Source organism: Streptomyces sp. NPDC006385 (assembly GCF_040612485.1).
Lineage (GTDB): Bacteria > Actinomycetota > Actinomycetes > Streptomycetales > Streptomycetaceae > Streptomyces.
In genome coordinates this window covers 229,619-254,799 of the sequence record NZ_JBEXQG010000003.1, presented here as the reverse complement: position 1 = coordinate 254,799, position 25,181 = coordinate 229,619, and the positions used below count along the sequence as shown (strand labels likewise).

At 71.4% G+C, this 25,181-nt stretch carries 20 protein-coding genes; 12 read left to right on the top strand and 8 right to left on the bottom strand.

The features are described 5' to 3' along the window. Positions 1-257: 257 nt before the first annotated feature. From ABZ078_RS03825 to ABZ078_RS03805, 5 genes are all read right to left on the bottom strand, one after another. A complete protein-coding gene (locus ABZ078_RS03825) occupies positions 258-2,288 on the bottom strand; it encodes an NAD(+) synthase (RefSeq protein ID WP_356571281.1) in 2,031 nt (676 codons plus the stop codon). A gap of 75 nt (positions 2,289-2,363) precedes the next feature. After that, complete coding sequence (locus ABZ078_RS03820) at positions 2,364-4,154, bottom strand: ABC transporter ATP-binding protein (RefSeq protein WP_356571279.1); 1,791 nt, start codon at positions 4,152-4,154, stop codon at positions 2,364-2,366. After that, positions 4,151-5,872 carry an ABC transporter ATP-binding protein gene (locus tag ABZ078_RS03815; protein WP_356571277.1) on the bottom strand — a complete coding sequence of 574 codons (1,722 nt, stop codon included), beginning with the start codon at positions 5,870-5,872 and terminating at the stop codon, positions 4,151-4,153. The genes ABZ078_RS03820 and ABZ078_RS03815 overlap by 4 nt, the downstream gene beginning before the upstream one ends. A gap of 57 nt (positions 5,873-5,929) precedes the next feature. Next, a complete protein-coding gene (locus ABZ078_RS03810) occupies positions 5,930-7,783 on the bottom strand; it encodes an ABC transporter ATP-binding protein (protein WP_356571275.1) in 1,854 nt (617 codons plus the stop codon). Continuing rightward, positions 7,780-9,564, bottom strand: a complete 1,785-nt coding sequence (locus ABZ078_RS03805) for an ABC transporter ATP-binding protein (protein ID WP_356571273.1) — start codon at positions 9,562-9,564, stop codon at positions 7,780-7,782. Before ABZ078_RS03805 ends, ABZ078_RS03810 begins: the two co-directional genes overlap by 4 nt. Before the next feature lie 185 nt (positions 9,565-9,749). Here ABZ078_RS03805 and ABZ078_RS03800 point away from each other — a divergent pair, with 185 nt between their 5' ends. The 4 genes from ABZ078_RS03800 to ABZ078_RS03785 are packed head-to-tail and all read left to right on the top strand — an operon-like array spanning position 9,750 to position 13,395. After that, positions 9,750-10,742 (top strand): ABC transporter ATP-binding protein, encoded by a 993-nt coding sequence (locus tag ABZ078_RS03800; RefSeq protein WP_356571271.1) that lies wholly within the window; start codon positions 9,750-9,752, stop codon positions 10,740-10,742. Further along, on the top strand, positions 10,739-11,473 hold the full coding sequence (locus tag ABZ078_RS03795; protein WP_356571269.1) for an ABC transporter permease: 735 nt from the start codon (positions 10,739-10,741) through the stop codon (positions 11,471-11,473). The genes ABZ078_RS03800 and ABZ078_RS03795 overlap by 4 nt, the downstream gene beginning before the upstream one ends. A gap of 25 nt (positions 11,474-11,498) precedes the next feature. After that, a complete protein-coding gene (locus ABZ078_RS03790; protein WP_356571267.1) occupies positions 11,499-12,755 on the top strand; it encodes a sensor histidine kinase in 1,257 nt (418 codons plus the stop codon). After that, positions 12,748-13,395 carry a response regulator transcription factor gene (locus tag ABZ078_RS03785; RefSeq protein WP_356571265.1) on the top strand — a complete coding sequence of 216 codons (648 nt, stop codon included), beginning with the start codon at positions 12,748-12,750 and terminating at the stop codon, positions 13,393-13,395. Before ABZ078_RS03790 ends, ABZ078_RS03785 begins: the two co-directional genes overlap by 8 nt. 6 nt (positions 13,396-13,401) lie before the next feature. On the opposite strand, the gene glgX is transcribed toward ABZ078_RS03785, so the two are convergent. After that, a complete protein-coding gene (glgX, locus tag ABZ078_RS03780) occupies positions 13,402-15,672 on the bottom strand; it encodes a glycogen debranching protein GlgX (protein WP_356571263.1) in 2,271 nt (756 codons plus the stop codon). A gap of 156 nt (positions 15,673-15,828) precedes the next feature. Here glgX and ABZ078_RS03775 point away from each other — a divergent pair, with 156 nt between their 5' ends. The 7 genes from ABZ078_RS03775 (at position 15,829) to ABZ078_RS03745 (ending at position 23,343) form a co-directional block, all read left to right on the top strand. Further along, the gene (locus tag ABZ078_RS03775) at positions 15,829-17,076 is read left to right on the top strand and encodes an Ig-like domain-containing protein (RefSeq protein WP_356571261.1); all 1,248 of its coding nucleotides are present in this window, start codon (positions 15,829-15,831) and stop codon (positions 17,074-17,076) included. Positions 17,077-17,289: 213 nt separating this feature from the next. Beyond that, positions 17,290-18,486, top strand: coding sequence for an Ig-like domain-containing protein (locus ABZ078_RS03770; RefSeq protein ID WP_356571259.1), 1,197 nt, complete (start codon positions 17,290-17,292; stop codon positions 18,484-18,486). A 94-nt stretch (positions 18,487-18,580) separates the two neighbouring features. Beyond that, entirely contained in the window at positions 18,581-19,348 is a 768-nt protein-coding gene (locus ABZ078_RS03765) for an enoyl-CoA hydratase-related protein (protein WP_356571257.1), read from the top strand. A gap of 297 nt (positions 19,349-19,645) precedes the next feature. Further along, positions 19,646-20,149: an ATP-binding protein gene (locus ABZ078_RS03760; protein WP_356571255.1), complete on the top strand. Its 504-nt coding sequence runs from the start codon at positions 19,646-19,648 to the stop codon at positions 20,147-20,149. 214 nt (positions 20,150-20,363) lie between these two features. Further along, a complete protein-coding gene (locus tag ABZ078_RS03755; protein ID WP_356571253.1) occupies positions 20,364-21,272 on the top strand; it encodes a GNAT family N-acetyltransferase in 909 nt (302 codons plus the stop codon). A gap of 166 nt (positions 21,273-21,438) precedes the next feature. Further along, positions 21,439-22,614 carry a YncE family protein gene (locus ABZ078_RS03750; RefSeq protein ID WP_356571318.1) on the top strand — a complete coding sequence of 392 codons (1,176 nt, stop codon included), beginning with the start codon at positions 21,439-21,441 and terminating at the stop codon, positions 22,612-22,614. Positions 22,615-22,704: 90 nt separating this feature from the next. Continuing rightward, positions 22,705-23,343, top strand: a complete 639-nt coding sequence (locus ABZ078_RS03745) for an ADP-ribosyltransferase (protein WP_356571251.1) — start codon at positions 22,705-22,707, stop codon at positions 23,341-23,343. 5 nt (positions 23,344-23,348) lie between these two features. Here the strand turns inward: ABZ078_RS03745 and ABZ078_RS03740 are convergent, their stop codons facing one another. Next, positions 23,349-24,029 (bottom strand): GNAT family N-acetyltransferase, encoded by a 681-nt coding sequence (locus ABZ078_RS03740; protein WP_356571249.1) that lies wholly within the window; start codon positions 24,027-24,029, stop codon positions 23,349-23,351. A gap of 144 nt (positions 24,030-24,173) precedes the next feature. On the opposite strand from ABZ078_RS03740, the gene ABZ078_RS03735 reads away from it, so the two are divergent. Next, positions 24,174-24,392 (top strand): EF-hand domain-containing protein, encoded by a 219-nt coding sequence (locus tag ABZ078_RS03735; RefSeq protein WP_107902603.1) that lies wholly within the window; start codon positions 24,174-24,176, stop codon positions 24,390-24,392. Positions 24,393-24,477: 85 nt separating this feature from the next. Here ABZ078_RS03735 and ABZ078_RS03730 read toward each other — a convergent pair whose 3' ends face one another. Then, positions 24,478-25,035: a glycoside hydrolase family 25 protein gene (locus ABZ078_RS03730; protein ID WP_356571247.1), complete on the bottom strand. Its 558-nt coding sequence runs from the start codon at positions 25,033-25,035 to the stop codon at positions 24,478-24,480. Positions 25,036-25,181: the final 146 nt, after the last annotated feature.

Below are 25,181 nucleotides of genomic sequence, written 5' to 3'. Positions count from 1 at the left end.
CCGGGCGGAGCGAGGTGGTACGCAGAACGACGTGCGCGTGCGGAAACGGACGTGCGCGTGCGGGAGTTCAGCCGCGGGCACCGTCGTGTGACGGTGCTGTGGGGTTGCTGTGTCGCGGCCGTGGGAAGAGTGGCAGGTGACTGCGGTTTCTGTCAGGACCGCGTCAGGAAGTTGGCCGGAAATCGTTCGTTGTCCGGGAGTTCACGTTCGATAAACGGACCAGACGACTCAGGCGGCTCAGAGGGACTCGGAGGGGCTCAGGCGTCGATACGCGCGAGATCCCGCAGCCAGGCAGCCGCGTTGCCGTCGGACGGCGCCCGCCAGTCGCCGCGCGGCGAGAGCGAACCGCCGGCCGAGACCTTCGGGCCGTTCGGCATGGCGGACCGCTTGAACTGTGCGAACGCGAAGAAGCGACGGCAGAAGACCTCCAGCCAGCGCCGGATCTCCGCCAGGTCGTACGCCACCCGCTTCGCCTCGGGGAAGCCCGGCGGCCAGGCGCCGGCGTCCGGGTCGTGCCAGGCGTGCCAGGCCAGGAAGGCGATCTTCGACGGCCGGAATCCGTACCGCAGGACATGGAACAGCGTGAAGTCGTGCAGCGCGTACGGGCCGATCTTGGACTCGGTGGACTGCATCTCCTCGCCCGGCACCAGCTCCGGGCTGATCTCCGTGTCGAGGATCGCGGCCAGCGTCTCACCGGTCTCCTCGTCGAACTGCCCGCTGCCGATGACCCAGCGGATCAGATGCTGGATCAGCGTCTTCGGCACACCCGAGTTGACGTTGTAGTGGCTCATCTGGTCGCCCACGCCGTACGTGGACCAGCCGAGCGCCAGCTCCGACAGGTCCCCGGTGCCGAGCACGACGCCGCCGCGCTGGTTGGCCAGGCGGAAGAGGTAGTCGGTGCGCAGCCCGGCCTGCACGTTCTCGAAGGTGACGTCGTACACCGGCTCGCCGGACGCGAAGGGGTGGCCCATCTCCCGCAGCATCAGCCGTGCGGTAGGCGTGATGTCCAGCTCGGCCGCGGTGACGCCGAGCGAGTTCATCAGCTTGTGGGCGTTGTCCTTGGTGTGGTCACTGGTGGCGAAGCCGGGCAGGGTGAAGGCCAGGATGTCGCTGCGGGGACGGCCGGCGCGGTCCATGGCCCGGGCGGCGACGATCAGCGCGTGCGTGGAGTCCAGGCCGCCGGACACCCCGATGACCACCTTCGGCCCACCGATCGCGGCCAGCCGCTGCTGAAGGCCCGCCACCTGGATGTTGTACGCCTCGTAGCAGTCCAGGGCGAGCCGGTCGGCGTCGGCCGGCACGAACGGGAAGCGCTCGACCCGGCGCTTGAGCCCCAGGTCCGCCGACGGCGGGTCGAGCCGGAACCGCACCCGCCGGAAGTCGCCGGTGCGCGCGGCGTGCGCGCGGCGGTTGTCGTCGAACGTGCCCATCCGCTGCCGCTCCTGCCGCAGCAGGTCCAGGTCGACGTCGGCCACCGCGTACTGGTCGTCGAGCGGGAAGCGGCCCGTCTCGGCCAGCAGCACGCCGTTCTCGTAGATCATGGTCTGCCCGTCCCACGACAGGTCCGTGGTCGACTCGCCCAGACCCGCCGCCGAGTAGACGTACGCCGCCAGACAGCGCGAGGACGCCGCCCGGCACAGCAGCCGCCGGTCCTCGGCCCGGCCCACCGTGATCGGGCTGCCCGAGAGGTTGGCGAGCACGGTCGCTCCGGCCAGCGCCGCCTCCGCGCTCGGCGGCACCGGCACCCACATGTCCTCGCAGATCTCCGCGTGCAGCACGAGCCCGGGGACGTCCTCCGCCTCGAACAGCAGGTCCACCCCGAACGGCACCTCCGCGCCGCCGACCCGGATGGTCCCGCCGCGCTCGTCCTCACCCGAGGCGATCTGCCGCCGCTCGTAGAACTCCCGGTAGTTCGGCGGGTACGACTTGGGCGCCACGCCGAGGATCCGGCCGCGGTGCACGATCACCGCGCAGTTGTAGATCCGGTGCCGGTGGCGCAGCGGGGCGCCGACGACCAGCACCGCAAGCAGATCGGCCGACCCGGCCACCACCGTGCCGAGCGCCTCCTCGACCTCGTCGAGCACCGCGTCCTGGAGCAGCAGGTCCTCGATCGAGTAGCCGGTCAGGCCCAGCTCGGGGAACACGGCGACCGCCACCCCCTCCTGAGCGCACCGGCGTGCCTGTCGCAGAACCGCTTCCGCGTTGGCGCGCGGGTCGGCGATGACGGTGTGGCCCGTGCACGCGGCGACGCGCGCGAAGCCGTGCTGGTAGATCGACCAGAAGTTCAATGGACCGCGGCTTTCTACTGTGGCTTTCTTCAGCGTGCCAGGGATCTCCTACGGCAACGAGCATAGATCGCCTGTTCAGGCGGGCCGCTCCCCGTGCCAGGACCGCCACAGCGCCGCGTACGCCCCGTCCGCCGCGACCAGCTCCTCGTGGGTGCCGAGCTCGGTGAGCCGGCCGCTCTCCATCACGGCCACCCGGTCGGCGTCGTGCGCGGTGTGCAGACGGTGCGCGATGGCGATGACCGTACGGCCCTCCAGCACGGCCGCCAGGGCCCGCTCGGTGTGGCGGGCGGTCGTCGGGTCGAGCAGGGCCGTCGCCTCGTCGAGGATCAGGGTGTGCGGGTCGGCCAGCACCACGCGGGCGAGGGCGAGCTGCTGCGCCTGCGAGCCGTCCGTACGGCGGCCTCCGTCGCCGAGCGCCGTGTCGAGGCCGTCGGGCAGCCGCCGGACCCAGCCGTCGGCGCCGACCGCCTTGAGCGCGGCCCACAGCTCCTCGTCCGTGGCGGACGGCTCGGCGATACGGAGGTTGTCGCGGACCGTGCCGAGGAAGACGTGGTGCTCCTGGGTGACGAGGACGACCTGGCGGCGCAGCTGCTCCGGGCCGAGGGCGACGACCGGGACGCCGCCGACCGTCACCGTGCCGGCGGTCGGCGCGTCCACGCCCGCGAGCAGCCTGCTCAGCGTGGTCTTCCCGGCGCCGGACGGGCCGACCACGGCCAGTCGTTCCCCCGGCCGGACGGTCAGGTCGACGTCGCTGAGGACCTCGCCGCCGCGGTCGTAGGCGTAGTGCACACCGGTCACTTCGATCAGGTCGTTCGCCGGGGTGGGGGAGTCGGTGCCGGTGGCTCTCGGGGCCCGCGCGAGCCCCTCCACGCGGGCGAACGAGGCGCCACTGCTCTGCAGTTGCTCGACCCGCATCAGGATCTCGTCGAGCGGCTCGCTCAGCCGTTGCAGATACAGGGCGGCCGCCACGACCGAGCCCAGGCTCAACGCCCCCCGCTCCAGCAGCACGCCGCCGAGCAGCAGGACCGTCGCGACGGGGACGACGTACGACACCTCGACGGCCGGGAAGAACACGCTGCGCAGGAACAGGGTGTGCAAGCGGGTGCGCCGGGACGTCTCCAGCGCGTCCCGGCTCGCGGTCACCCTGCGCTTCTCCAGCCGCAGCGCCTCCACCGTGCGGGCGCCGGACGCGGTCGCCGCGAGGATCTCCGCGACGTCCGAGGTGGCCGCCCCCTCGGCGAGGTAGCCGTCGCGGGCCCGGCGCAGATACCAGCGCAGCGCCCACCAGATGCCGCCGAAGCCGAGCACTCCGCAGAGGCCGAGCAGGGGGTCCAGCGTGATCACCGCGGCCAGCAGGAACAGTGCCTGTACGGAGCTGATGAGCAGTTCCGGGCCGACGTCGCGCAGGGTGGTGCCGACGAGAGCGACGTCCGCGGTGCCGCGCGCGGTGAGATCGCCGGCGCCGGCGCGCTCCACGACGTTCGCGGGGAGGGCGAGGGTGCGGTCCACGAAGTCCTCGCGGACGCGGGCGAGGGTGCGTTCGCCGAAGCGGTGGCCCACGTAGCGGGCCCAGCGGGCCAGCGCCAGCTGGGCTGTCGCCGCGATCAGGATCGCCAGGGCCAGTTGGTCCACGGCCGTTACGCCGTGGCCGGCGCGGACCTCGTCGATGATGCGGCCCACCAGCCAGGGGCCGGCCAGGCCGGCGATCGCTGCGAGGGAGTTCAGGACGAGGGCGGCTGTGAAGGCCTTGGCGTCGGCTCGGATGAGGCGGGCGGTGGCTCGGCGGACGTCTTCGGGCTCCGCGATGGGGAGGGTTTTGTCGATACCGCCCCGCGTCCCTGAGGGGCGGCGTTGATCTTCCGTCACCTGGACAGCTCCTCGGCGTCTTCGTCCCGTGCCACCAGGGCCCGGTATCCCGGCTCGCTGTTCATGAGCTCGCGGTGTGTGCCCGTCGCCGTCACCTTGCCGTCGACCAGGAAGTGCACCGTGTCCGCTCGGTCCAGGAGCAGGGGGGACGTGGACGTGACCACCGTCGTGCGGCCCCGGCGGGTCGTGTGCAGGCGTTCGGCGACCCTGGCCTCGGTGTGGGCGTCCAGGGCCGATGTCGGCTCCACGGCCAGCAGGACCTCCGGGTCGGCCAGCAAGGCGCGGATCAGGCGCACGCGTTGGCGTTGGCCGCCGGAGAGGTTGCGGCCCTGGGCGTCGATGGGGGCGTCGAGGCCGTCGGGCAGGCCCCGGACGATGTCCTCGGCGACGGCCGTGTACACGGCCCGTGCGATCGCCGCCTCGTCCAGGCCGTCCGGGTCCGCGTGGCCGGCGATCAGCTCGCGCAGCGTGCCCGCGAACAGGTCGGCCTCGTGGTCGGCGACCAGGATGCGCCGTCTGAGCTGCGGCAACGCGATCTCGGTCAGGGGGACACCGCCCCAGGTCGCCGCCGACGGGACGTAGCGGCCGAGGCGGTCCACGACGGCCGTGGCGTCCGCCGGCAGCGCGGCCGCCAGGGCGGTCAGGCGGCCCGGCGGCACCCGTACCCCGGACTCCGGGTCGTGCAGTGCCGCCGGCTCCGCGGGCGCGTCCCGGGTGCCGGTGTCGGCCGTCGGCTCCAGGCGCAGGAACCGTACGACTCGCCGCGCCGCCACCACGCCGCGCGCGACCTGGTAGACCATCTCGACGACGAACGCCACCGGGCGGACCAGCACCGCGACATAGCCGTAGACCGACACCAGCTCGCCCACCGTGATGGCACCCTGGGCCGCGAGCCGGGCCGCCAGCCACGTCACCACCGCCAGGAACAGGGTCGGCAGCCCCACCCCGAGCGCCTGCACCCAGCTGGTCACCGACCCGACCCGGTAGCCCTGCGCGCGCAGCCGCTGCGAGTCGCGGTGGAAGGCGTCGGAGACGAGGTCCTTGCCGCCGAGGCCGTTGAGGACGCGCAGGCCGCCCGCGAGGTCGGCGATCCGGGCCGTCAGGACGCTCTGCCGCTCCCGGTACTCCGTCTCGGTGCCCTGCAGGCGGCCGAGCAGCGGGCCGACGAGTACGGCGATCGCCGGCATTCCCAGCAGCACCACCACCGCGATCGGCACCGAGACCGACACCAGCATGACCGCGACCGCGAGGTACGCGACGATCGCACCGAACCCGGGGCCGATGACGGTCAGGGAGCTGCTGATCGTGTGGACGTCGCCGACGCCGATCGTGACGACCTCTCCGGCGCCGATCCGGCCCGGCAGCGCGGCCCCCAGCCGGACCGACTGACCGACCAGGACCTTGATGGTGCGCAAGAGGGCGTCCATCCGCACCCGCGTCATCGTGCGGTGCCGCATGATGCTCAGCCAGGCGTTGAACACGTGCACCCCGGCCAGCACACCGGTCCAGGCGGCCAGCGCCGCGTAGTCACCGGGCGCCAGGCCCTCGTCCACGGCGCGCGCGAGCAGATACGGGGCCGCCGCCAGCAGCACCATCCAGACGGCGGAGATCAGGGACCCTAGCGCGGATCGCCCCGCCTGCTGGGTGACCAGCCACCACAGATACCGGGCGCCGCCGCGGCGGTCGGGCTCGCCCGGATCCTCGTACGCGTCGATCATCGTCCCCCCGTGCCCGTTCGTCGCCCTCTTGCCGCTCGTCGCGCGCTTGCCGTTCGGCTACGCCAGACTGTCCCGCCACGCCCGGTGCAGATCCGCGAACCTGCCCGTGCCCGCGACGAGTTCGGCCGGAGTGCCGTCCTCGACGATCTTCCCGTGTTCCATGACCAGTACGCGGTCCGCGATCTCGACCGTGGACAGCCGGTGGGCGATGACCACGGCCGTACGCCCGTGCAGGACCGTCGACATCGCGCGCTGCACGGCCCGTTCGCCGGGGATGTCCAGCGAGCTGGTCGCCTCGTCGAGGATCAGCACGGCCGGGTCGGCGAGCAACGCCCGGGCGAACGCGACGAGTTGGCGCTGGCCCGCGGAGATACGGCCGCCCCGCTTGCGTACGTCGGTGTCGTAGCCGTCGGGCAGCGAGGTGATGAAGTCGTGCGCGCCGATGGCCTTCGCCGCCTGCTCGACCTCCTCGCGGGTGGCGTCCGGCCGTCCGATGGCGATGTTCTCGGCGACCGTGCCGGAGAACAGGAACGCCTCCTGCGTCACCATCACCACCCCGCGCCGCAGTTCGGGCACGGCCAGCTCGCGCAGGTCGACCCCGTCCAGCAGGATCCGGCCGTCCGAGGGGTCGTAGAAGCGGGCCAGCAGCTTGGCCAGCGTCGACTTGCCCGCGCCGGTCGAGCCGACGACCGCGACCGTCTGCCCGGCCGGAAGCGTGAGGTCGAAGCGGGGCAGCACCTCGCCGCCGGTGCGGTAGGCGAACCGGACACCGTCGAAGACGACCTCGCGGCCGGGGTGCTCCGACCGGAGTGCCGGGAGCTGCTCGGGCTCCTGCGGCTCGGGCACGGACGGCGTCTGGGCCAGCAGCCCGGCGATCTTCTCCAGGGATGCCGCCGCCGACTGGTAGGAGTTGAGGAACATGCCGAGCCGGTCGATCGGGTCGTACAGCCGCCGCAGATACAGCACGGCCGCCGCCAGCACACCGAGGGCCAGCGTGCCGTCCGCGACCCGGTAGGCGCCCCACAGCACGATCCCGGCCACGGCCGTGTTGGCGACGAGCCGGGAGCCGACGACGTAACGGGCCATCTCCAGCAGGGCGTCGCCGTTCGTCCGCTCGTGCCGGGTGTTGAGGACCCGGAAGTCGGCGTCGTTGACGGCCTCGCGCCGGAAGGCACGCACCGGGCGGATGCCGTTCATCGTCTCGACGAACTTCACGATCACGCCGGCGATCGCCGTGGACCGCAGGGTGTACACGCGCGCGGCACGCCGCCGGTAGAGCCGTACGAGGAGGTACAGGGGCACGAAGGAGGCCACGGCGGCCGCGCCCAGCCCGAGGTCCAGCCACAGCAGCATCGCCGAGATGTAGACGAAGGACAGGATGACGGTGACGAGTTCCTGGAGACCCTCTTCGAGCAGCTCGCGCAGGGACTCCACGTCCGTGGTGGAGCGGGAGATGAGCCGTCCCGAGGTGTAGCGCTCGTGGAAGTCGAGGCTCAGCGCCTGGGCGTGCCGGAAGATACGGCCGCGCAGGTCGAGCAGCACGTCCTGGTTGACGCGGGCGGAGAGCGAGATGAACGCGTACTGGAGCACTCCGGAGGCGAGGGCGCACAGCAGATAGCCGACGGCGACCGCGATCAGCGGCCCGAGGTCGTCGCGCCGGAACGCCGGTACGGCCGAGTCGATGGCGTACGCCACCAGCAGCGGGCCCGCCTGCACCGCCGCCTGCTGGAGCAGCAGCAGAAGCGTGGTCACGGCGACGCGCGCCTTCATCGGGGCGAGCAGGGAGCGCAGGAGGGCGGCGGTGGCACCCGGGGGAGTGGGCAGGACGTCGCGGTCGAAGAGGTCGTCCGGCTCGCCGGGTTCCTCGGCCGGCTGCTCCTTGCCCGGTGCGGTGGCGGTGGTCGCCGTCATCGGTCGGCCTCCTCGGTCCCGGCCATGAGATGGGCGTACTCGGCGTTCGTGCGCAGCAGTTCGTGATGGGTGCCGACGGCGGCGATACGGCCGCCGGAGAGCAGCGCGACCCGGTCCGCGAGCAGCACGGTGGACGGGCGGTGGGCGACGATGAGGGCGGTGGTCTGCGCGAGCACGTCCCGCAGGGCGGCCTCGACGGCGGCCTCGGTGTGGACGTCCAGGGCGGACAGGGGGTCGTCGAGGACCAGGAAACGGGGCCTGCCGACCACGGCCCGCGCGAGCGCCAGCCGCTGCCGCTGCCCGCCGGAGAGGCTGAGCCCCTGCTCACCGACCTGGGTCGCGGTGCCGTGGGGCAGGGCGTGCGCGAAGTCGGCCTGCGCGACCGCGAGCGCCCGCTCCAGCTCGGGTTCTCCGGCTCCGTCCGCGGCCCCCATGAGAACGTTGTCCGCGACACTGGCCGAGAACAGGGTGGGTTCCTCGAAGGCGACGGCGACGAGTGCGCGCAGTTCTTCCCTGGGCATAGCGCGGATGTCCTGCCCGTCGAGGGTGATACGGCCGGACGTCACCTCGTGGAGACGGGGGACGAGGGCGGTGAGCGTCGTCTTGCCGCTGCCCGTCGCGCCGACCAGGGCCATGGATTCGCCGGGGTGGATGTGCAGGTCGATGTGGTCCAGCACGGGAGGGGCGTCGGTGGGCGCGTCGGGGTACCGGAACCGGACGCCGTGGAACCGCAGTCCGAGGTCCGCGTCGTCGTCCGTCGCCGCCGAGACCCCGGGATCCTCGGGCTTCTCGTCCATCACCTCGAAGTACCGCTCGGTCGCGGTCGCCGCCTCCTGGCTCATCGCCAGCAGGAACCCGATCGACTCCACGGGCCACCGCAGCGCGAGGGCCGTCGACAGAAAGGCCACCAACGTACCGGCCGACAGCGCCCCGTCGGCCACCTGCATCACCCCCACCACCAGCGCCGCCCCGATGGCGACCTCCGGCAGCGTCACGATGACCGCCCAGATCCCCGCCAGCAGCCGGGCCTTGCGCAGCTCCGTGCCGCGCAACGTCCGTGACAGCTCCCGGAACGCTCGCGCCTGACTGCGATGCCGCCCGAACCCCTTGATGATCCGGATCCCGAGCACGCTCTCCTCGACGACCGTCGTCAGGTCGCCGACCTGGTCCTGCGCGAGCCGCGCCACGGCGGCGTACCGCTTCTCGAAGAAGAAGCAGGTCACCATCACCGGCACGGCCGGACCCAGGATCACCAGCCCCAGCGTCCAGTCCTGCAGCAGCATGATGATCACGCCGACCACGATGGTCACGCCGTTGACCAGCAGGAACGTCAGCGGGAACGCGAGGAACATCCGCAGCAGCATCAGGTCGGTCGTGCCCCGCGACAGTAACTGCCCCGACGCCCACCGGTCGTGGAAGGCCACCGGCAGCCGCTGGAGATGCCGGTACAGATCCGCCCGCATCGACGCCTCGACCCCCGCCAGCGGCCGCGCCACCAGCCACCGCCGCATCCCGAACAGCAGCGCCTCACCGAGTCCGAGCAGCAGCAGGTACAGCGCCCCGAGCCACACCCCCGCCGGGTCCCGGTCGGCGACGGGCCCGTCCACCATCCACTTCAGGACGAGCGGGATGACCAGCGCCAGACAGGAGGCGACGACCGCCACGAACGCCGCGGTGAACAGCCGCGCACGCACGGGCCGCACATACGGCCACAGACGCAGCAGCGTCCGCACGGCGGAACGGTCGGGTCTGTCCTGGGCGGTTGCGCGTGTCGTCACCATCAGCAGCGAGCCTACGGATCGCCACTGACACTGCCCACCGAGTTTTGACCCGTCCGCGTTCGGCCGTTGGTCCTACGACCTGCGGGTTCGAGGGGTCGTACCCGCAGCATCAACCGATCGGGGGATGCCGTTTCGAGCGCGACGGCCGATGTGCCGGACCGCGCGCCGCGGCGACGCTGAGGGGCATGTCCGTCATAGAAGTCACCGACCTGCGCAAGTCCTACGGCCCTCGCGCCGTCGTCGACGGCGTCTCCTTCGCCGTCGAGGAGGGTGAGATCTTCGGCATCCTCGGCCCGAACGGCGCCGGCAAGACCACCACCGTCGAGTGCGTCGAGGGCCTGCGCGTCCCCGACGCCGGCAAAGTCCGCGTCACCGGCCTCGACCCCGTCGCCGACCACGACCGCGTCTCCCAGGTCCTCGGCGCCCAGCTCCAGGAGGGCCGACTCCAGGAGAAGCTCACCGTGCGCGAGGCACTCCAGCTCTACGCCTCCTTCTACCCGAACCCCGCCGACTGGCGCCCGCTCGCCGAACGCCTGGGCCTGACCGACCGGCTCGACGCCCGGTTCGGCAAGCTGTCCGGCGGCCAGAAACAGCGCCTGTTCATCGCGCTCGCCCTCGTCGGCAACCCCCGGATCGTCGTCCTCGACGAGCTGACGACCGGCCTCGATCCGCGGGCCCGCCGCGACACCTGGCAGCTCGTCGAGGACGTCCGCGCCGGCGGCGTGACCGTCCTGCTCGTCACCCACTTCATGGAGGAGGCGCAGCGGCTCTGCGACCGCATCGCGGTCATCGACAAGGGCCGGATCGCCGCCCTGGACACCCCGGCCGGCCTGATCCGCCGCTCCGCCGGAGCCACGGTGATCACCTTCACGCCGTCCGCGCCGCTGGACGAGGAGGAGCTGAGCACCCTGCCCGCGCTCGCCTCCGTCACGCACAAGGACGGCCGGATCACCCTGGCCGGCAGCGACGAGACGGTCAACGCCGTGATCACCCTGCTCGCCCGGCACCGCGTCACCGCCCACCAACTGCGCGTCAGCGACGCCACGCTGGACGACGCCTTCCTGGACCTGACGGGAACGGACCCGACGGACACGGACCCGACGGACACGGACCTGACGGGAACGGACCTGACGGGAACGGACCTGATGGACACGCACCCGACGGAGGCCACGTCATGAACACCGCCGTACTGCGCACCGAGGCCCGCCTGCTCGCCCGCGAGCCGGGCAGCCTGTTCTGGATCCTGGTGTTCCCGCCCGTGCTGCTGGCGATCCTGGGCGCCATCCCGACGTTCCGCGAGCACCAGGACGCGCTCGACGGCCTGCGCCTCATCGACACCTACGTACCGGTGACCGTGCTGGCCGGCATGATCGTCGCCGGTGTGCAGTCGATGCCGGCGGGCCTGACCGGCTACCGGGAGCAGGGCATCCTGCGCCGGATGTCCACCACCCCGGTCCGCCCGTCCGCGCTGCTGTCCGCGCAGATGCTGGTCCACGCCCTGGCCGCCGTCCTCTCGGCGCTGCTGGCGCTCGCGGTCGGACGGCTCGCCTACGACGTACGACTGCCCGGGCAGCCGTACGGCTATCTGCTCGCGCTGGTCCTGGCGGTCCTCGTCGCGCTGGCCCTGGGGTCGGTCATCTCCGCGGTGTCCCGGACGGTGCGGATCGCGGGTGCCGTCGGGACGGCGGTGTTCTTCCCGATGCTGTTCAGCGCGGGCGTGTGGCTGCCGGTCCAGGCCATGCCCGACCTCATGGCCGACATCGTCGGGTTCACGCCGTTCGGTGCCGCCGCGCAGGCCCTGAGCCAGGCCATGACGGGTGACTGGCCCGGCTGGTCCCAGCTGGGCGTCATGGCGGCCTGGACACTGGTGCTGTCGGCGGCTGCCGCGCGCTGGTTCCGCTGGGAGTAGGCGGCCGGCCGTGCAGACTGGGGGCATGACCGCGGCGGACACCGACATCGAGCGGCGCTGGGAACTCATCCGCAGCAAGGGGCCGTACGGACTGCTCGCGTTCGCCACCCTGCTGTCGGCCGCCACCGCCGTCGAACTGACGCCGGGTACGACGCGGCGGATCGCGGCCGCGGTGCTGGTCGCCGCGGGCTTCGGACTCCAGCTGTGGTGGGGCCGGGTGAGCCGCACCCGGCCGGGTCCGTCCGCCGCCGGCACCGGGTACTACACCGTGCGCTGGGCGCTCGGCTTCGCCCTCACCTGGCTGAATCCGTTCTTCTCGTTCTACGTGGCCGCCGGCTACTTCGACGCCGACGAGCTGATGTCCGGCCGGCGCCTTCGGTGGATCGGCCCGTTCGCCTGCGCGATCGCCGTGTCGAGCGCGCAGGCCGGGGGGCTGCCGTTCGCCGGGTGGACGCAGTGGGTGCTGTTCGCCGGGCTCCTGGTGGTCAACAGCGTCATCCTGACGGTCGTCGGCCACCTCACCACACAGCAGGAGGAACGCTCCCGCGCCCGGGCCGAGACCATCGCCGAGCTCGAACGCACCAACGCCGCGCTGCAGCAGGCGCTCGACGAGAACGCCGCCCTTCACACCCAACTCCTCGTCCAGGCACGGGAAGCGGGCGTCGCCGACGAGCGCCGCCGTCTCGCCGCCGAGATCCACGACACCCTCGCCCAGGGCCTGACCGGCATCATCGCCCAGCTCCAGGTCGTCGCGAACGCCCCCGACCTGCCGACCGCCCGCACCCACCTCGACCGCGCCTCGGCCCTCGCCCGGCACAGCCTCGGCGAGGCCCGCCGCTCGGTGCACAACCTCGCCCCCGTCGCCCTGGAGAACGACGGACTGCCCGAAGCGCTCAAGAGCACGGTCGTCGAATGGGCCGAACGGACCGGCGTACGCGCCGGGTTCACCGTCACCGGCACCGCGGAGCACCTCCACGACGAGGTCTCGGCGACCCTGCTGAGGATCGCCCAGGAAGCCCTCTCCAACGCCTCCCGCCATGCCCGCGCGACCCGGGTCGGCGTCACCCTCTCCTTCCTCGGCGACGAGGTGATCCTCGACATCCGCGACGACGGCCGGGGCTTCGACCCGCTCGCCCTCCCCGAGCGCGGCCACTTCGGCGGCTTCGGCCTCGCCGGCATGCGCGCCCGCGCCGAGCGCATCGCCGGCTGCCTCACCGTCGAGTCCGAGCCGGGGCGCGGCACGGCCCTGTCGGCTCGCGTACCGTTGGTGCGCCATGAGTAGTGACGAGCCGTCCATCTCCCTGCTGATCGTCGACGACCACCCCGTCGTACGGGACGGTCTGCGCGGCATGTTCGAGTCCGCGCCGGGCTTCGTCGTGCTCGGCGAGGCGTCGAACGGCGAGGAGGCGCTGGAGCGGGCCGCCGCCCTCGACCCCGACGTGATCCTGATGGACCTGCGTATGCCGGGCGGCGGCGGGGTCGCCGCGATCGCCCACCTCACCCGCACCGGCGCCCGCGCCAAGGTCCTGGTGCTGACCACGTACGACACCGACTCCGACACCCTGCCCGCCATCGAGGCGGGAGCGACGGGCTACCTCCTGAAGGACGCCCCGCGCGACGACCTCTTCACCGCGGTCCGGGCCGCCGCCGAGGGCCGCACGGTCCTCTCCCCGGCCGTGGCCTCCCGCCTCGTCTCCGCCGTCCGCGCGCCCCGGACCTCCGGGAACGAACCCCTCTCCGCCCGCGAGCGCGAGGTCCTGGCCCTGGTCGCCAGGGGCACCTCCAACCGCGAGATCGCCCGCGAACTCTTCATCAGCGAGGCGACCGTGAAGACCCACCTCACCCACCTGTACGCCAAGCTGGGCGTCAACGACCGCGCGGCGGCGGTGGCGACGGCGTACGAGCGCGGCATCCTCGGCTGAGCCGCCTCAGCCGGCCACCTTCAGCAGCAGCACCGCCCGCGCCGGCACCGTGATCGCCGCCCCCGCCCGGTGCTCCACTCCGGGCGCTTCCTCCTGCTCCTCCCGCGAGGTGTCCACGACCACCTCGTACCGCTGCGCCCACGGCGGCCCCGGCAGCACGAAGTCCACCGGCCGGTCCCCGGCGTGCAGCACGGCCAGGAAGCTGTCGTCGAGGATCGGCGCCCCCCGCTCGTCCCGGCCCGGGATGTCCCGCCCGGACAGATACATGCCGAGCGTCGCGGCGGGCGCGTACCAGTCCCGTTCCGTCATCTCCGTGCCCCGCGCGGTGAACCAGGCCAGGTCCCGCAGTCCGTCGGCCGAGTGCGCCCGCCCGGAGAAGAACGCCCGCCGCCGCAGCACGGGATGCCGGTGCCGCAGCTCGATCAGCCGCGAGGTCAGGTCGAACAGCGCCTTCCAGCCCGGGTCGTCCAGCAGCCCCCAGTCCAGCCAGCTGATCTCGTTGTCCTGGCAGTAGGCGTTGTTGTTGCCGCGCTGCGTCCGCCCCAGCTCGTCACCCGCGACCAGCATCGGCACGCCCGTCGACAGCAGCAGGGTCGTCAGCAGGTTCCTGAGCTGCCGTCGCCGCAGCGCCCGTACCCGCTCGTCGTCCGTCTCGCCCTCGGCCCCGCAGTTCCAGGACCGGTTGTCGTCCGTGCCGTCCCGGTTGCCCTCGCCGTTGGCCTCGTTGTGCTTGCGCTCGTAGGACACCAGGTCCCGCAGGGTGAAACCGTCGTGCGCGGTCACGAAGTTGACGGAGGCGTACGGCCGCCGCCCGCCCCAGGCGTACAGGTCGCTGGACCCCGACAGCCGGTACCCGAGGTCGCGTACGTCCGGCAGCGCGCCCCGCCAGTAGTCCCGTACGGCATTGCGGTAGCGGTCGTTCCACTCCGTCCACAACGGCGGGAAGGCGCCCACCTGGTAGCCGCCCGACCCCACGTCCCACGGCTCGGCGATCAGCTTCACCCGCCGCAGCACCGGGTCCTGCGCGATCACCGCGAGGAACGGCGAGAGCATGTCGACGTCGTGCATGGAGCGGGCGAGCGCCGCCGCCAGGTCGAAGCGGAAGCCGTCCACGCCCATCTCCGTCACCCAGTACCGCAGCGAGTCGGTGATGAGCCGCAGCACGTGCGGCTGGACGACGTGGAGGGTGTTGCCGCAGCCCGTGTAGTCGGCGTAGCGGCGCGCGTCCGGCTGCAACCGGTAGTACCCCCGGTTGTCGATGCCCTTCAGCGACAGCATCGGGCCCAGCTCGCCCGCCTCCGCCGTGTGGTTGTAGACGACGTCGAGGATGACCTCGATCCCGGCCGCGTGCAGCGCGCGGACCATCTGCCTGAACTCGCCGACCTGCTGACCGGTCGTACCGGAGGCGGCGTAGGCGGCGTGCGGGGCGAAGTAGCCGATGGAGTTGTAACCCCAGTAGTTGCGCAGGCCCCTGCGCAGCAGATGGTCCTCGTGCGCGAACTGGTGCACGGGCAGCAGTTCCACGGCCGTCACGCCCAGCTTCACCAGGTGCTCGATCGCCGCCGGATGCGCCAGACCGGCGTAGGTGCCCCGCAGCTCCTCGGGAATCCCGGGGTGGAGCTTGGTGAAGCCCCGCACATGCACCTCGTAGATCACCGAGTCGGCCCACGGCGTCTTCGGCCGGCGGTCGTCCATCCACTCGTCGTCGGGCACGTCGTCGTGGACGACGACGCCCTTCGGGACGTACGGCGCCGAGTCCCGCTCGTCGCGCACGGTGTCCGCGACATGCTGCTGCGGCCAGTCCCGGACATGGCCGTACACCTCCGGCGGCAGGCTGCTGTAGTCATTTCCTTCGGCGCCGTCCACCGCGCGCGCGTACGGGTCCAGGAGCAGCTTCGCCGGGTTCCAGCGGGCGCCGGTCCACGGGTCCCAGCGGCCGTGCACCCGGTAGCCGTAGCGCTGGCCCGGCATGACACCGGGCACGAAGCCGTGCCAGATCTCGTGCGTCAGTTCGGTCAGCTTGGCGCGCGTCTCCTTGCCGTGTTCGTCGAACAGGCACAGCTCGACCGCCTCCGCCCCGCCCGCCCACAGCGCGAAGTTGGTGCCCGCCACCCCGTCCGGGCCGACCCGGAAGCGGGCGCCGAGCGGCATGGGCGCGCCCGGCCACACGGGCACCGCGGGCACCTTGAGCCGCGCCCCGTTCACCACCGAGGCCGGGCGCCCCTCCTCAGCGGCGACCGCCTGGGCCACCGCCTCCTGCTCGGCTGCGCTCGACACCTGTCGGCCTCCCACGGCTCAGGGACCACACGAACGGGGAAGGAGCCCACGGAGTCCCCGTCCGCGGCTCCCCTCGCGTCGTCCTCCCCACTGTTCTGCCCACCGGGTGGCTCGCACTCACGTTTCCCCAGGGCCGCCCCGGTCGTTGGGGTCTTCGTGAGGCACGTACAAGGGCGCGCGCGGCGCGCGGGGGCCGTGTTGGCCGCCGTACTGACATGGGCCGGCCTGCTGGCCGGGGCGGCCGGCTGCACTTCGGACGCCGGCGGGAGGGGCGTCGACCGGATGCTGGGCAAACCGCCCGCACCCGAGGACGTCATCCGGGTCACCCCCGACGACGGCACCAAGGGCGCACGCCCGGACGACCGACTGCTCGTCCGTGTGCTCAGCGGGCGCCTGGAGTCGGTGAAGGTCGTCAGGTCCCAGGACGCGCAGGAAGCCGAGGTGCCCGGGCGCATCTCCGAGGACGGCCTGCGCTGGGAGCCCGAGGACCCAGGGCTCGCCCTGGCCGCCAGGTACACGATCGACGCGGTGGCCCTCGACGGCCACGGGCGGCGCAGCGCACGGCACACGACCTTCACCACGTACGTCCCGGAGAAGCGGTTCATCGGATACGTCACCCCGGAGAACCGCTCCACCGTCGGCACCGGGATGATCGTCTCCCTGGAGTTCAACCGGGAGATCCGCAACCGGGCCGCGGTCGAGCGCGCCGTCCAGGTCACGGCCGAGCCGGCCGTGGAGATCCGTCCGCACTGGTTCGGCCGGGCCCGCCTCGACTTCCGTCCCGAGCACTACTGGAAGCCCGGCACCCAGGTCACCGTCGCGCTGCGGCTGCGGGACGTCGAAGGGGCGCCCGGGGTGTACGGGCTCCAGCACAAGACGTTCTCCTTCACCGTCGGCCGCCACCAGGTCTCCCTCGTCGACGCCGCCAAGCACACCATGGAGGTACGGCGCGACGGCGAGCTCCTCACCAGCGTTCCCGTCACGGCCGGTGCCCCGAAGACCACCACCTACAACGGCAAGATGGTGGTCACCGAGATGCTCGAACTGACCCGCATGAACGGCGCCACGGTCGGCTTCAAGAAGAAGAACGGCAAGGGCGAGTACGACATCCCTGACGTCCCGCACGCCATGCGCCTGACCGACTCCGGCACCTTCCTGCACGGCAACTACTGGGCGGACGCCTCGGTCTTCGGACGGAGCAATGTCAGCCACGGGTGCGTGGGTCTCAGGGACGTCAAGGGCGGCGGCTCCGAGACGCCCGCGGGCTGGTTCTTCGACCGCAGCCTCATCGGGGACGTCGTCGAGGTCGTCCACAGCAACGACAAAAAGGTCGCTCCCGACAATGGCCTCGGAGGATGGAATATGGGCTGGAAGGAGTGGAAGGCGGGGAGTGCGGTGAAGTAACCGGACAGGGGGGTGAGTTGCTCGACCAACCGGCTATCTGCCGATGTTGGAACGGAATGGTGACAATCGCGCGGCGCCGACGCCCCTGGCCTTGTGGTTAATATGCGCCGGTGCGCGCGGCAGTCGCGCGGGGGAGCGGGGCCCTGCCGGGCCCGGGGAGGGGAGTACGACTTGAACGTGCGGCCGATATCGGGGGCGTCGGTTGACGCGCGCATGCGCAGGCGCAAGGGGGTGGCGGCACTCGTGGGTGTCCTGCTGCTGACGGTCACCGCGTGCGGTGGGGGCGGCGGATCGGACGCGGGGACCGGGGACGGCAAGGGCGAGGACGCCGGTTCGGCCCGGACCAAGAAGTCGCAGGCCGTCGTGACGATAGCCCCGAAGGACGGCGCGAAGTCCGTCGAGACCAGCGGCGCGCTGAAGGTCACCGCGGACAAGGGCAGGCTGACGGCCGTCGAGGTGAAGGACGCCAAGGGCAACGCGATAGCCGGGAAGATATCCGGCGACGGGGCCACCTGGACGCCGTCCACGCACCTGGCCGCCTCCACCACGTACTCGGTGCACGCGGTCGCCAAGGACTCCGAGGGCCTTCAGGTCACCGAGGAGGCCGACTTCACCACCCTGACCCCGAAGAACACCTTCGTCGGTACCTTCACGCCCGAGGACGGCTCGAAGGTCGGCGTCGGAATGCCCTTCTCGATCCGCTTCACCCGGGGCATCACCAACCCGGAGGACGTCGAGAAGGCGATCACCATCAAGACCGAGCCGGCCGTCGAGGTCGCGGGCCACTGGTTCGGCAACGACCGCCTCGACTTCCGTCCCGAGAAGTACTGGAAGGAAGGCACCGAGGTCACCGTCGACCTCAACCTCGACGGCGTCGAGGGCCGCCCCGGCGTCTACGGCGAGCAGGACAAGAAGGTCTCCTTCACCATCGGCCGCGACCAGGTCTCGGTCGTCGACGTGAAGACCAAGAAGATGAAGGTCACGCAGGACGGCAAGGTCGTCAAGACCATCCCCGTCACCACCGGCAAGCCGGGTTACGACACCTGGAACGGCCAGATGGTCATCACCGAGAAGTTCGTCGAGACCCGGATGAACGGCGACACGGTCGGCTACGAGGGCGAGTACGACATCGCGGACGTCCCGCACGCCATGCGCCTGACCAACTCCGGCACCTTCATCCACGGCAACTACTGGGGCGGCGGCGCCTTCGGCAACTACAACGCCAGCCACGGCTGCATCGGCCTGCGCGACGTCCAGGGCGCGTACGACGGCGGCACGCCGGCCGCGTGGTTCTACAACCACTCGATGATCGGCGACGTGGTGGTCGTGAAGAACTCCAACGACGCGACGGTGGCTCCGGACAACGGCCTGAACGGCTGGAACATGTCCTGGGAGAAGTGGAAGGCGTAAGGCGGGTCCTTTTCGCGCCACGGCCCCGGTGCACGGCCTCAGTGTGAGGTACGGCACCGGGGCCGTCGCCGTTAGTCGGCGTTAACCTGCTCGCATGACCGTGAATCTCGAAGTCGCCGAGGGCGTCGGCACCCTCCGCCTCGACCGCCCGCCCATGAACGCGCTGGACATCGCCACCCAGGACCGGCTCAAGGAGCTCGCCGAGGAGGCGGGGCGGCGTGACGACGTACGGGCCGTGGTGATCTACGGCGGGGAGAAGGTGTTCGCGGCGGGTGCGGACATCAAGGAGATGCAGGCCATGGACCACGCGGCGATGGTCCTGCGCGCGCGGGCCCTGCAGGAGTCGTTCACGGCGGTGGCCCGGATCCCGAAGCCGGTCGTGGCGGCCGTGACGGGCTACGCGCTCGGCGGTGGCTGCGAGTTGGCCCTGTGCGCCGACTTCCGGATCGCCGCGGACAACGCCAAGCTCGGCCAGCCGGAGATCCTGCTCGGCCTGATCCCGGGGGCGGGCGGCACCCAGCGGCTGGCCCGCCTCGTCGGCCCGTCGAAGGCGAAGGACCTGATCTTCACGGGCCGTATGGTGAAGGCGGACGAGGCCCGGGAGTTGGGCCTGGTGGACCGCGTGGTGGCGCCCGACCAGGTCTACGCCGAGGCGCACGCCTGGGCGGCGAAGCTGGCGCAGGGCCCGGCGATCGCGCTGCGTGCGGCGAAGGAGTCCATCGACACGGGCCTGGAGACGGACATCGAGACGGGCCTGGCGGTGGAACGGAACTGGTTCGCCGGTCTGTTCGCGACGGAGGACCGGGAGCGGGGGATGCGCAGCTTCGTCGAGGAGGGCCCGGGCAAGGCGAAGTTCCTCTGACGGACCCGGCAAAGTCAGGTCTGAAACCGCGCCGAATCACTTGCAATTGACGGCGTGTCTGATTCGGGTCCCTCGATGGGGCGGTTTATGGCAGCCTTAAGGCAACCTTAAGCGTGCCTTGTCGAGGGAGTCCGTCGATTGCCTCCAGCAGACCCTTCACCGCAGGTCGGACGGGCTGTGGCGGACCCTGAACTGCCACTGTCATATGCCGGTGGAGTCTTATGGAATGCCGGATTCCGGGGGGTGTATTCCGCGGGAACGGCCACGGAGGGCCCCGTCGGCGGCCATGATGGGGGCATGGCGGGGCTGGAGGGTATCGAACAGCCGCGGGGACACGGCCGTGCGTCCGCGGCACGCTGGTCGCCGGCGGTCGAGGACGAAGCTGCTGCGAAGGCGCTGGAGTTGTTCGGCAATCCGACGGAGGCGGAGGTTCCGCTCCCCTCCCGCCCCGAGTCCGCCGCCACGGCACGCAGACTGGCCCAGGTCGTCGTCCTGCGCCAGTGGGGTCTGAGCCCGAAGATGACCGAGGACGCGGTCCTGCTCGTCTCGGAACTCGTCGGCAACGCCGTCCGCCACACCGGCGCCCGCGTCTTCGGACTCCGGATGCGCCGCCGCCGTGGCTGGATCCGCATCGAGGTCCGCGACCCGTCCCGCGGACTGCCCTGTCTGATGCCGGTCCAGGAGATGGACATCAGCGGCCGGGGCCTGTTCCTGGTGGACAAGCTCTCCGACCGCTGGGGCGTGGACCTGCTGCCGCGCGGCAAGACGACGTGGTTCGAGATGCGGGTGGCGGACCGCTAGGGCCTGTTGCGAAAGTGGCGTCGTACGCGGAAAAGCCGGTGGACGGCTCGGGGCGGTTCCCCTAGCGTGTGACCGCACGCCCAAGATCAGCGGAAGGAGGCGAGCGCCATGCGTACCACACCGTTCCCGCGCTCCCCCTCCGTCGACCCGGCGTGCCCTGCCTGATTCCTGTTCGCCCGGGAGCGCGACCCAATTCCGTATCCCGGAGGAATCCATGACCGATCTGGTCATCCGCGCGCTCGACGAGCGCGACGCACATCTCTTCGACACCCTGCCCGACCCCCTGTGCGCCGCGGAGGCCTATCGGACGGTCCGCTACCGGCCCGACTGGAAGCGGGTCGCGCTGCGCGACGGCCGCGTCGTCGCCCGCGCCGCCTGGTGGGGCGGCCCCGACGACGCCGAGCCGCTGACCGCCGAGTGGTTCGACGTCGCCGACGGCGAGGAGGCGGCCGGCGCCGAGCTGCTGCGCACCGCCCCGTGGTCGGTCGGCCTGGAGATCAGGCTGCCCGTCGGCTGGCGCGACCACCCCGTCCAGCGCGCCGCCGCCGACGCCCGCTACGCGGCGGCCCGCGCGGCCGGCTTCACCTTCTTCGTCGAGCGTCTCGTCTACCGGTGGACACCGCGATGCGGGCTGCCCGTCCGCCCCGGCCGTCTGCGGTTCGCCCCCGAACCCGACGACACGGTCTTCTTCGACGCCCTGCGCCGCATCCACTCCGCGACCATGGACGCCCATGCCCGCAAGGCCATCGCCGAGGGCGGCCTCGACCTGGCCGCCCAGAAGGAGATCGACTTCTTCCGCTGGTGCCCCTCGCCCCGTCAGTGGTGGCAGGTGGCCCGCACCCCGGAGGGAGACCTGGCGGGCATCCACATCCCGGCCCACAACCCCCAGGGCCCGTGCATCGGCTTCATCGGCGTCGTGCCCGAACACCGCGGCCACGGCTACGCCTACGACCTCCTCGCCGAGTGCACGCACTTCCTCGTCGAGCACGGCGCCGAGTCCATCGCCGCCGCCACGGACCAGGCCAACACCCCCATGGCCGCGCACTTCGCCAAGGCCGGCTATCCCGTCGTAGGCGAACGCACCCACTTCGACGCCCCGGTGACGAGCCGGCCCGCGAGCTGAGCGAACGCGCGTGACGGAGGCGCGGACGGGGTCCGGCGGCGACGCTGCCGGGCCCCGTCCGCGCCACCGCCCCCGTGGGTTCCGCATCGGCGACCCGCACGGGCCGCTTATCGGGTGAATCATGCGTTTTTCGATGCAATGCTCATTAAATGGTCCGGTGAACCTGATGCACCGCACCCTCCTCGCCGGCGTCGGCCTCCTCGCGCTCGCCGCCTGCGGCACCGAGTCCGCCAAGGACAAGGACCGGGTCGTCGAGTCCCGCGACGGCACCCAGGCCGCCGTGCCCGCCCCGGCGAAGCAGCGGCCCGTCGACGGACTGCCCGGCATGCCACCCGTCCTCGATCCGAAGGACGTCTACGCCGCCGACCGCCCCAACAAGCTCTCCCCGGTCGTCAAGGACTTCCCGTCCCGCGTCTACGTCCCCAACACCGAGTCGGACACCGTCTCCGTCATCGACCCCAAGACGTACGAGATCATCGAGACCATCCCCGTGGGCCGCCAGCCCCAGCACGTCGTCCCCTCCTGGGACCTGAAGACGCTCTGGGTCAACAACAACCGCGGCCACACCCTCACCCCCATCGACCCCAAGACCGGCAAGGCGGGCAAGGAGGTGAAGGTCCACGACCCGTACAACCTCTACTTCACGCCCAACGGCAAGTACGCCGTCGTCATGGCCTCCCTCGACCGCGAACTCGTCTTCCGTGACCCCCACACCATGAAGCGGCTCAAGACCGAGCCGGTCACCTGCTACGGCGTCAACCACGCCGACTTCTCCCTCGACGGCCGGTACTTCATCGTCTCCTGCGAGTTCAGCGGGGAACTGCTCAAGGTCGACACGGAGAAGATGAAGGTCGTCGGGCAGCAGAAGCTGCCGTTCGACGGGGCCATGCCGCAGGACGTGAAGGTGTCTCCCGACGGCAAGCGGTTCTACATCGCCGACATGATGGCCCACGGCATGTGGGTGCTGGACGGCGACAGGTTCGACGAGCCGAAGCTCCTGCACACCGGGAAGGGCTGCCACGGCCTGTACGTCAGCCGCGACTCACGCGAGATGTACGTCTCCAACCGCGGCGAGGGCAGCGTCTCCGTCTTCGACTTCACCAAGAACAAGCTCACCAAGAAATGGCACCTCCCCGACGGCGGCAGCCCCGACATGGGCGGCGTCTCCGCCGACGGCAAGGTGCTGTGGCTCTCGGGGCGCTACGACGCCGAGGTGTACGCCATCGACACCCGCACCGGGAAACAGCTCGCCCGCATCCCAGTCGGCAGCGGCCCGCACGGGCTCGCGGTCTACCCGCAGCCGGGCCGCTACTCCCTGGGTCACACGGGCGTTTTCCGTTAGCCCAGGGGCAGTTGACCGGCGGTCAGCGGACACGCCGCCATACGGGTGAGTTCCACGGCCCGCCGCCGCGGGGCCGGAATCGTGATCCCCATGATCACAACTCGCCTGCGGCGGCGGGCCGCTGCCGCCGTCCTGTCCCTCGCGGCCGTCCTCGCGACGACGGCCGCCACGGCTCCCACGACCGCCCCCGCCCTGGCCTCGGCACCCGCCACCGCCGCCAAGGCCGCCGCGCCCGCCCCGGCGGCCTGTCCCGTCCAGTACGACGACAAGATCAAGGCCGCCGTCGACCGCCGCGTCGACGTCGAGCGCATCACCCCCGACCCGGCGTGGCGCACCACGTGCGGCACGCTCTACCGGGCCGACGGGCGGGGCCCGCAGATCGTCTTCGAGGAGGGCTTCAAGCCCAGGGACGTGGTGAACGGGCAGTACGACCTGGAGCAGTACGTCCTGGTCAACCAGCCCTCCCCGTTCGTGTCCACGACCTACGACCACGACCTGTACAAGAAGTGGTGGAAGTCGGGCTGGAACTACTACATCGACGCCCCCGGCGGCATCGACGTCAACAAGACCATCGGCGACACCCACACATGGGCCGACCAGGTGGAGGTCGCCTTCCCCGGCGGAATCGACCGGAAGTACATCATCGGCGTCTGCCCGGTGAACAAGACGACCAAGGTCGAGATCATGAGCGGCTGCCAGAGCAACCCGCACTTCGAGTCCTGGCACTGACGCCCCTACCGGGCGCGCAGCAGCAGCTCCGCGCCCACCGGCCGGTACCCGGCCGCCTGGAACGCCCGCACACTGCGGGCGTTCCCGGGCGCGACCTGCGCCCACAGCGGCTCGGTGACGAGATGCCGGGCGGCGGTCACCAGCAGCCGTCCCAGCCCCCGGCGCCGCACGTTCGCGTCCACCTCGACCGAGACCTCCAGCCGCCCGGCGACCCCGCGTCCCATCACGAGCACCGCGCCCTCCGTCGTCCAGGCGCGCACGTCGTCGCGACGCCCGCGGGCGTACCCGATCCGGGCGCGGCGGGCGTCCTCGGCCTCCCCGGACATCTCGCTCGACGCGTCCCTCGACGCCTCCCTCGGCAGCTCCCTCAGCGCGAGCGGCGGCTCACCCGGCAGTGGGGAGCCGACGAGGACCGCATCGATGGTCTCGGCCGTACGTTCCGTCCGCTCCATGAGGGCCGCCAGGAAGCGCGGGTGCATCGGAGCGGCGAGCGCGTCGCAGTCCACGCCCCGCAGGGTCTCGTACACCCACCCGGGATCCTCGTCGGTGAAGACGACGGCGTGCGCGGTGAAGGCGATCACGCCCGCGTCCCGGTGGGAGGGCTGGGGCACGAGGGTCGTACGGCCGTCCTCGGGCGGGAAGACGCCCCGCGCCGCCGCGTCCAGAATGTCCCGCAGGTTGTCCATCCCTACCGCTCCTCCGTGTTCCCCGAGTCCGCACCGCCCGGTGGTCGCCGTACGGGAGGTGCGGGCGGGCAGTTAATCTGACCTGCGGCAGCAAGCCAGCACAACACCACAGACGCGAGCAGACGCGAGTAAAGGGGCGGACCGGTGGCGCACATCGACATCGAGGAAGCACGTAAGCAGTTCGAGCGGATCGATGCGGACGGTGACGGCACCATCACCGCCGCCGAGTTCAAGTCCGCCCTGGCCCAGGGCGGCGACTGGAACGTCACCGAGGCGGTCGCCGAGGCGATCATCAGGAGCCGTGACCTGAACGGCGACAAGCTCCTGTCGTTCGACGAGTTCTGGGCCTTCCTGAACAAGTGACGCCCGGGGAAGGGGCGTCCGGCCTGCCTCGCGCGGGCCCGGGCGCCCCTTCTTCGTGTCCGGCGCCGGGCGCCGCCTTGGACCGTCAGGCGTTCTCGGCCCACTCGCGCAGTGCCGCCTTGCTGGGGAAGTCGGCCACGTTCTTGTCCAGCGGGTCGTCCGTGTACTGGTGGAAGCGCCACTTGGCCCTGATCCTGGGCTTGCCGGCCGTCACGTAGTCGGCGATCCAGAGACCGTCGCCGGCGTAGGACGTGGTGTCCACGTTGAGCCAGTAGTTCCGGTTGCAGTACAGAACGACCGGATTGTTGGGTCGCTTCTCCTTCACCTTCCGGATGAAGAGGTCCTTCTCCGCGTTGCTCGCGTGCGTGCCGTCGCTCGTCGTCTCCCAGTCCACGGCGAGGATGTCGCCCGCCTTCTCGGGGGCGTGTCTGACGAAGTAGTCCGCCTGGGCCGACAGGTTTCCGGGCCACAGGAAGTGGTAGAAGCCGACGACCAGGCCGGCGTCGCGGGCGCGCTTGGTCTGGGCGGCGAGCTTGGGGTTGAGGTACGAGCGGCCCTCCGTGGCCTTGATGAAGACGAAGGAGATGCCGTCGGTGTCGTAGGACGAGGACTGGTACGCACTCACGTCGATGCCGCGCAGCATGGGGGGACTCCCTGAAGTGCTGGTGGGGGGCGAGGAGTTGGGTTTGGTGTATGCCCCACCTTGACATGGCTGACGCGTCCCTGACGGGGAATTGTCAACATTCGCACCCGTTCACGGTGAGCTTGCCGCGCTGTGCGCCGGGCTCA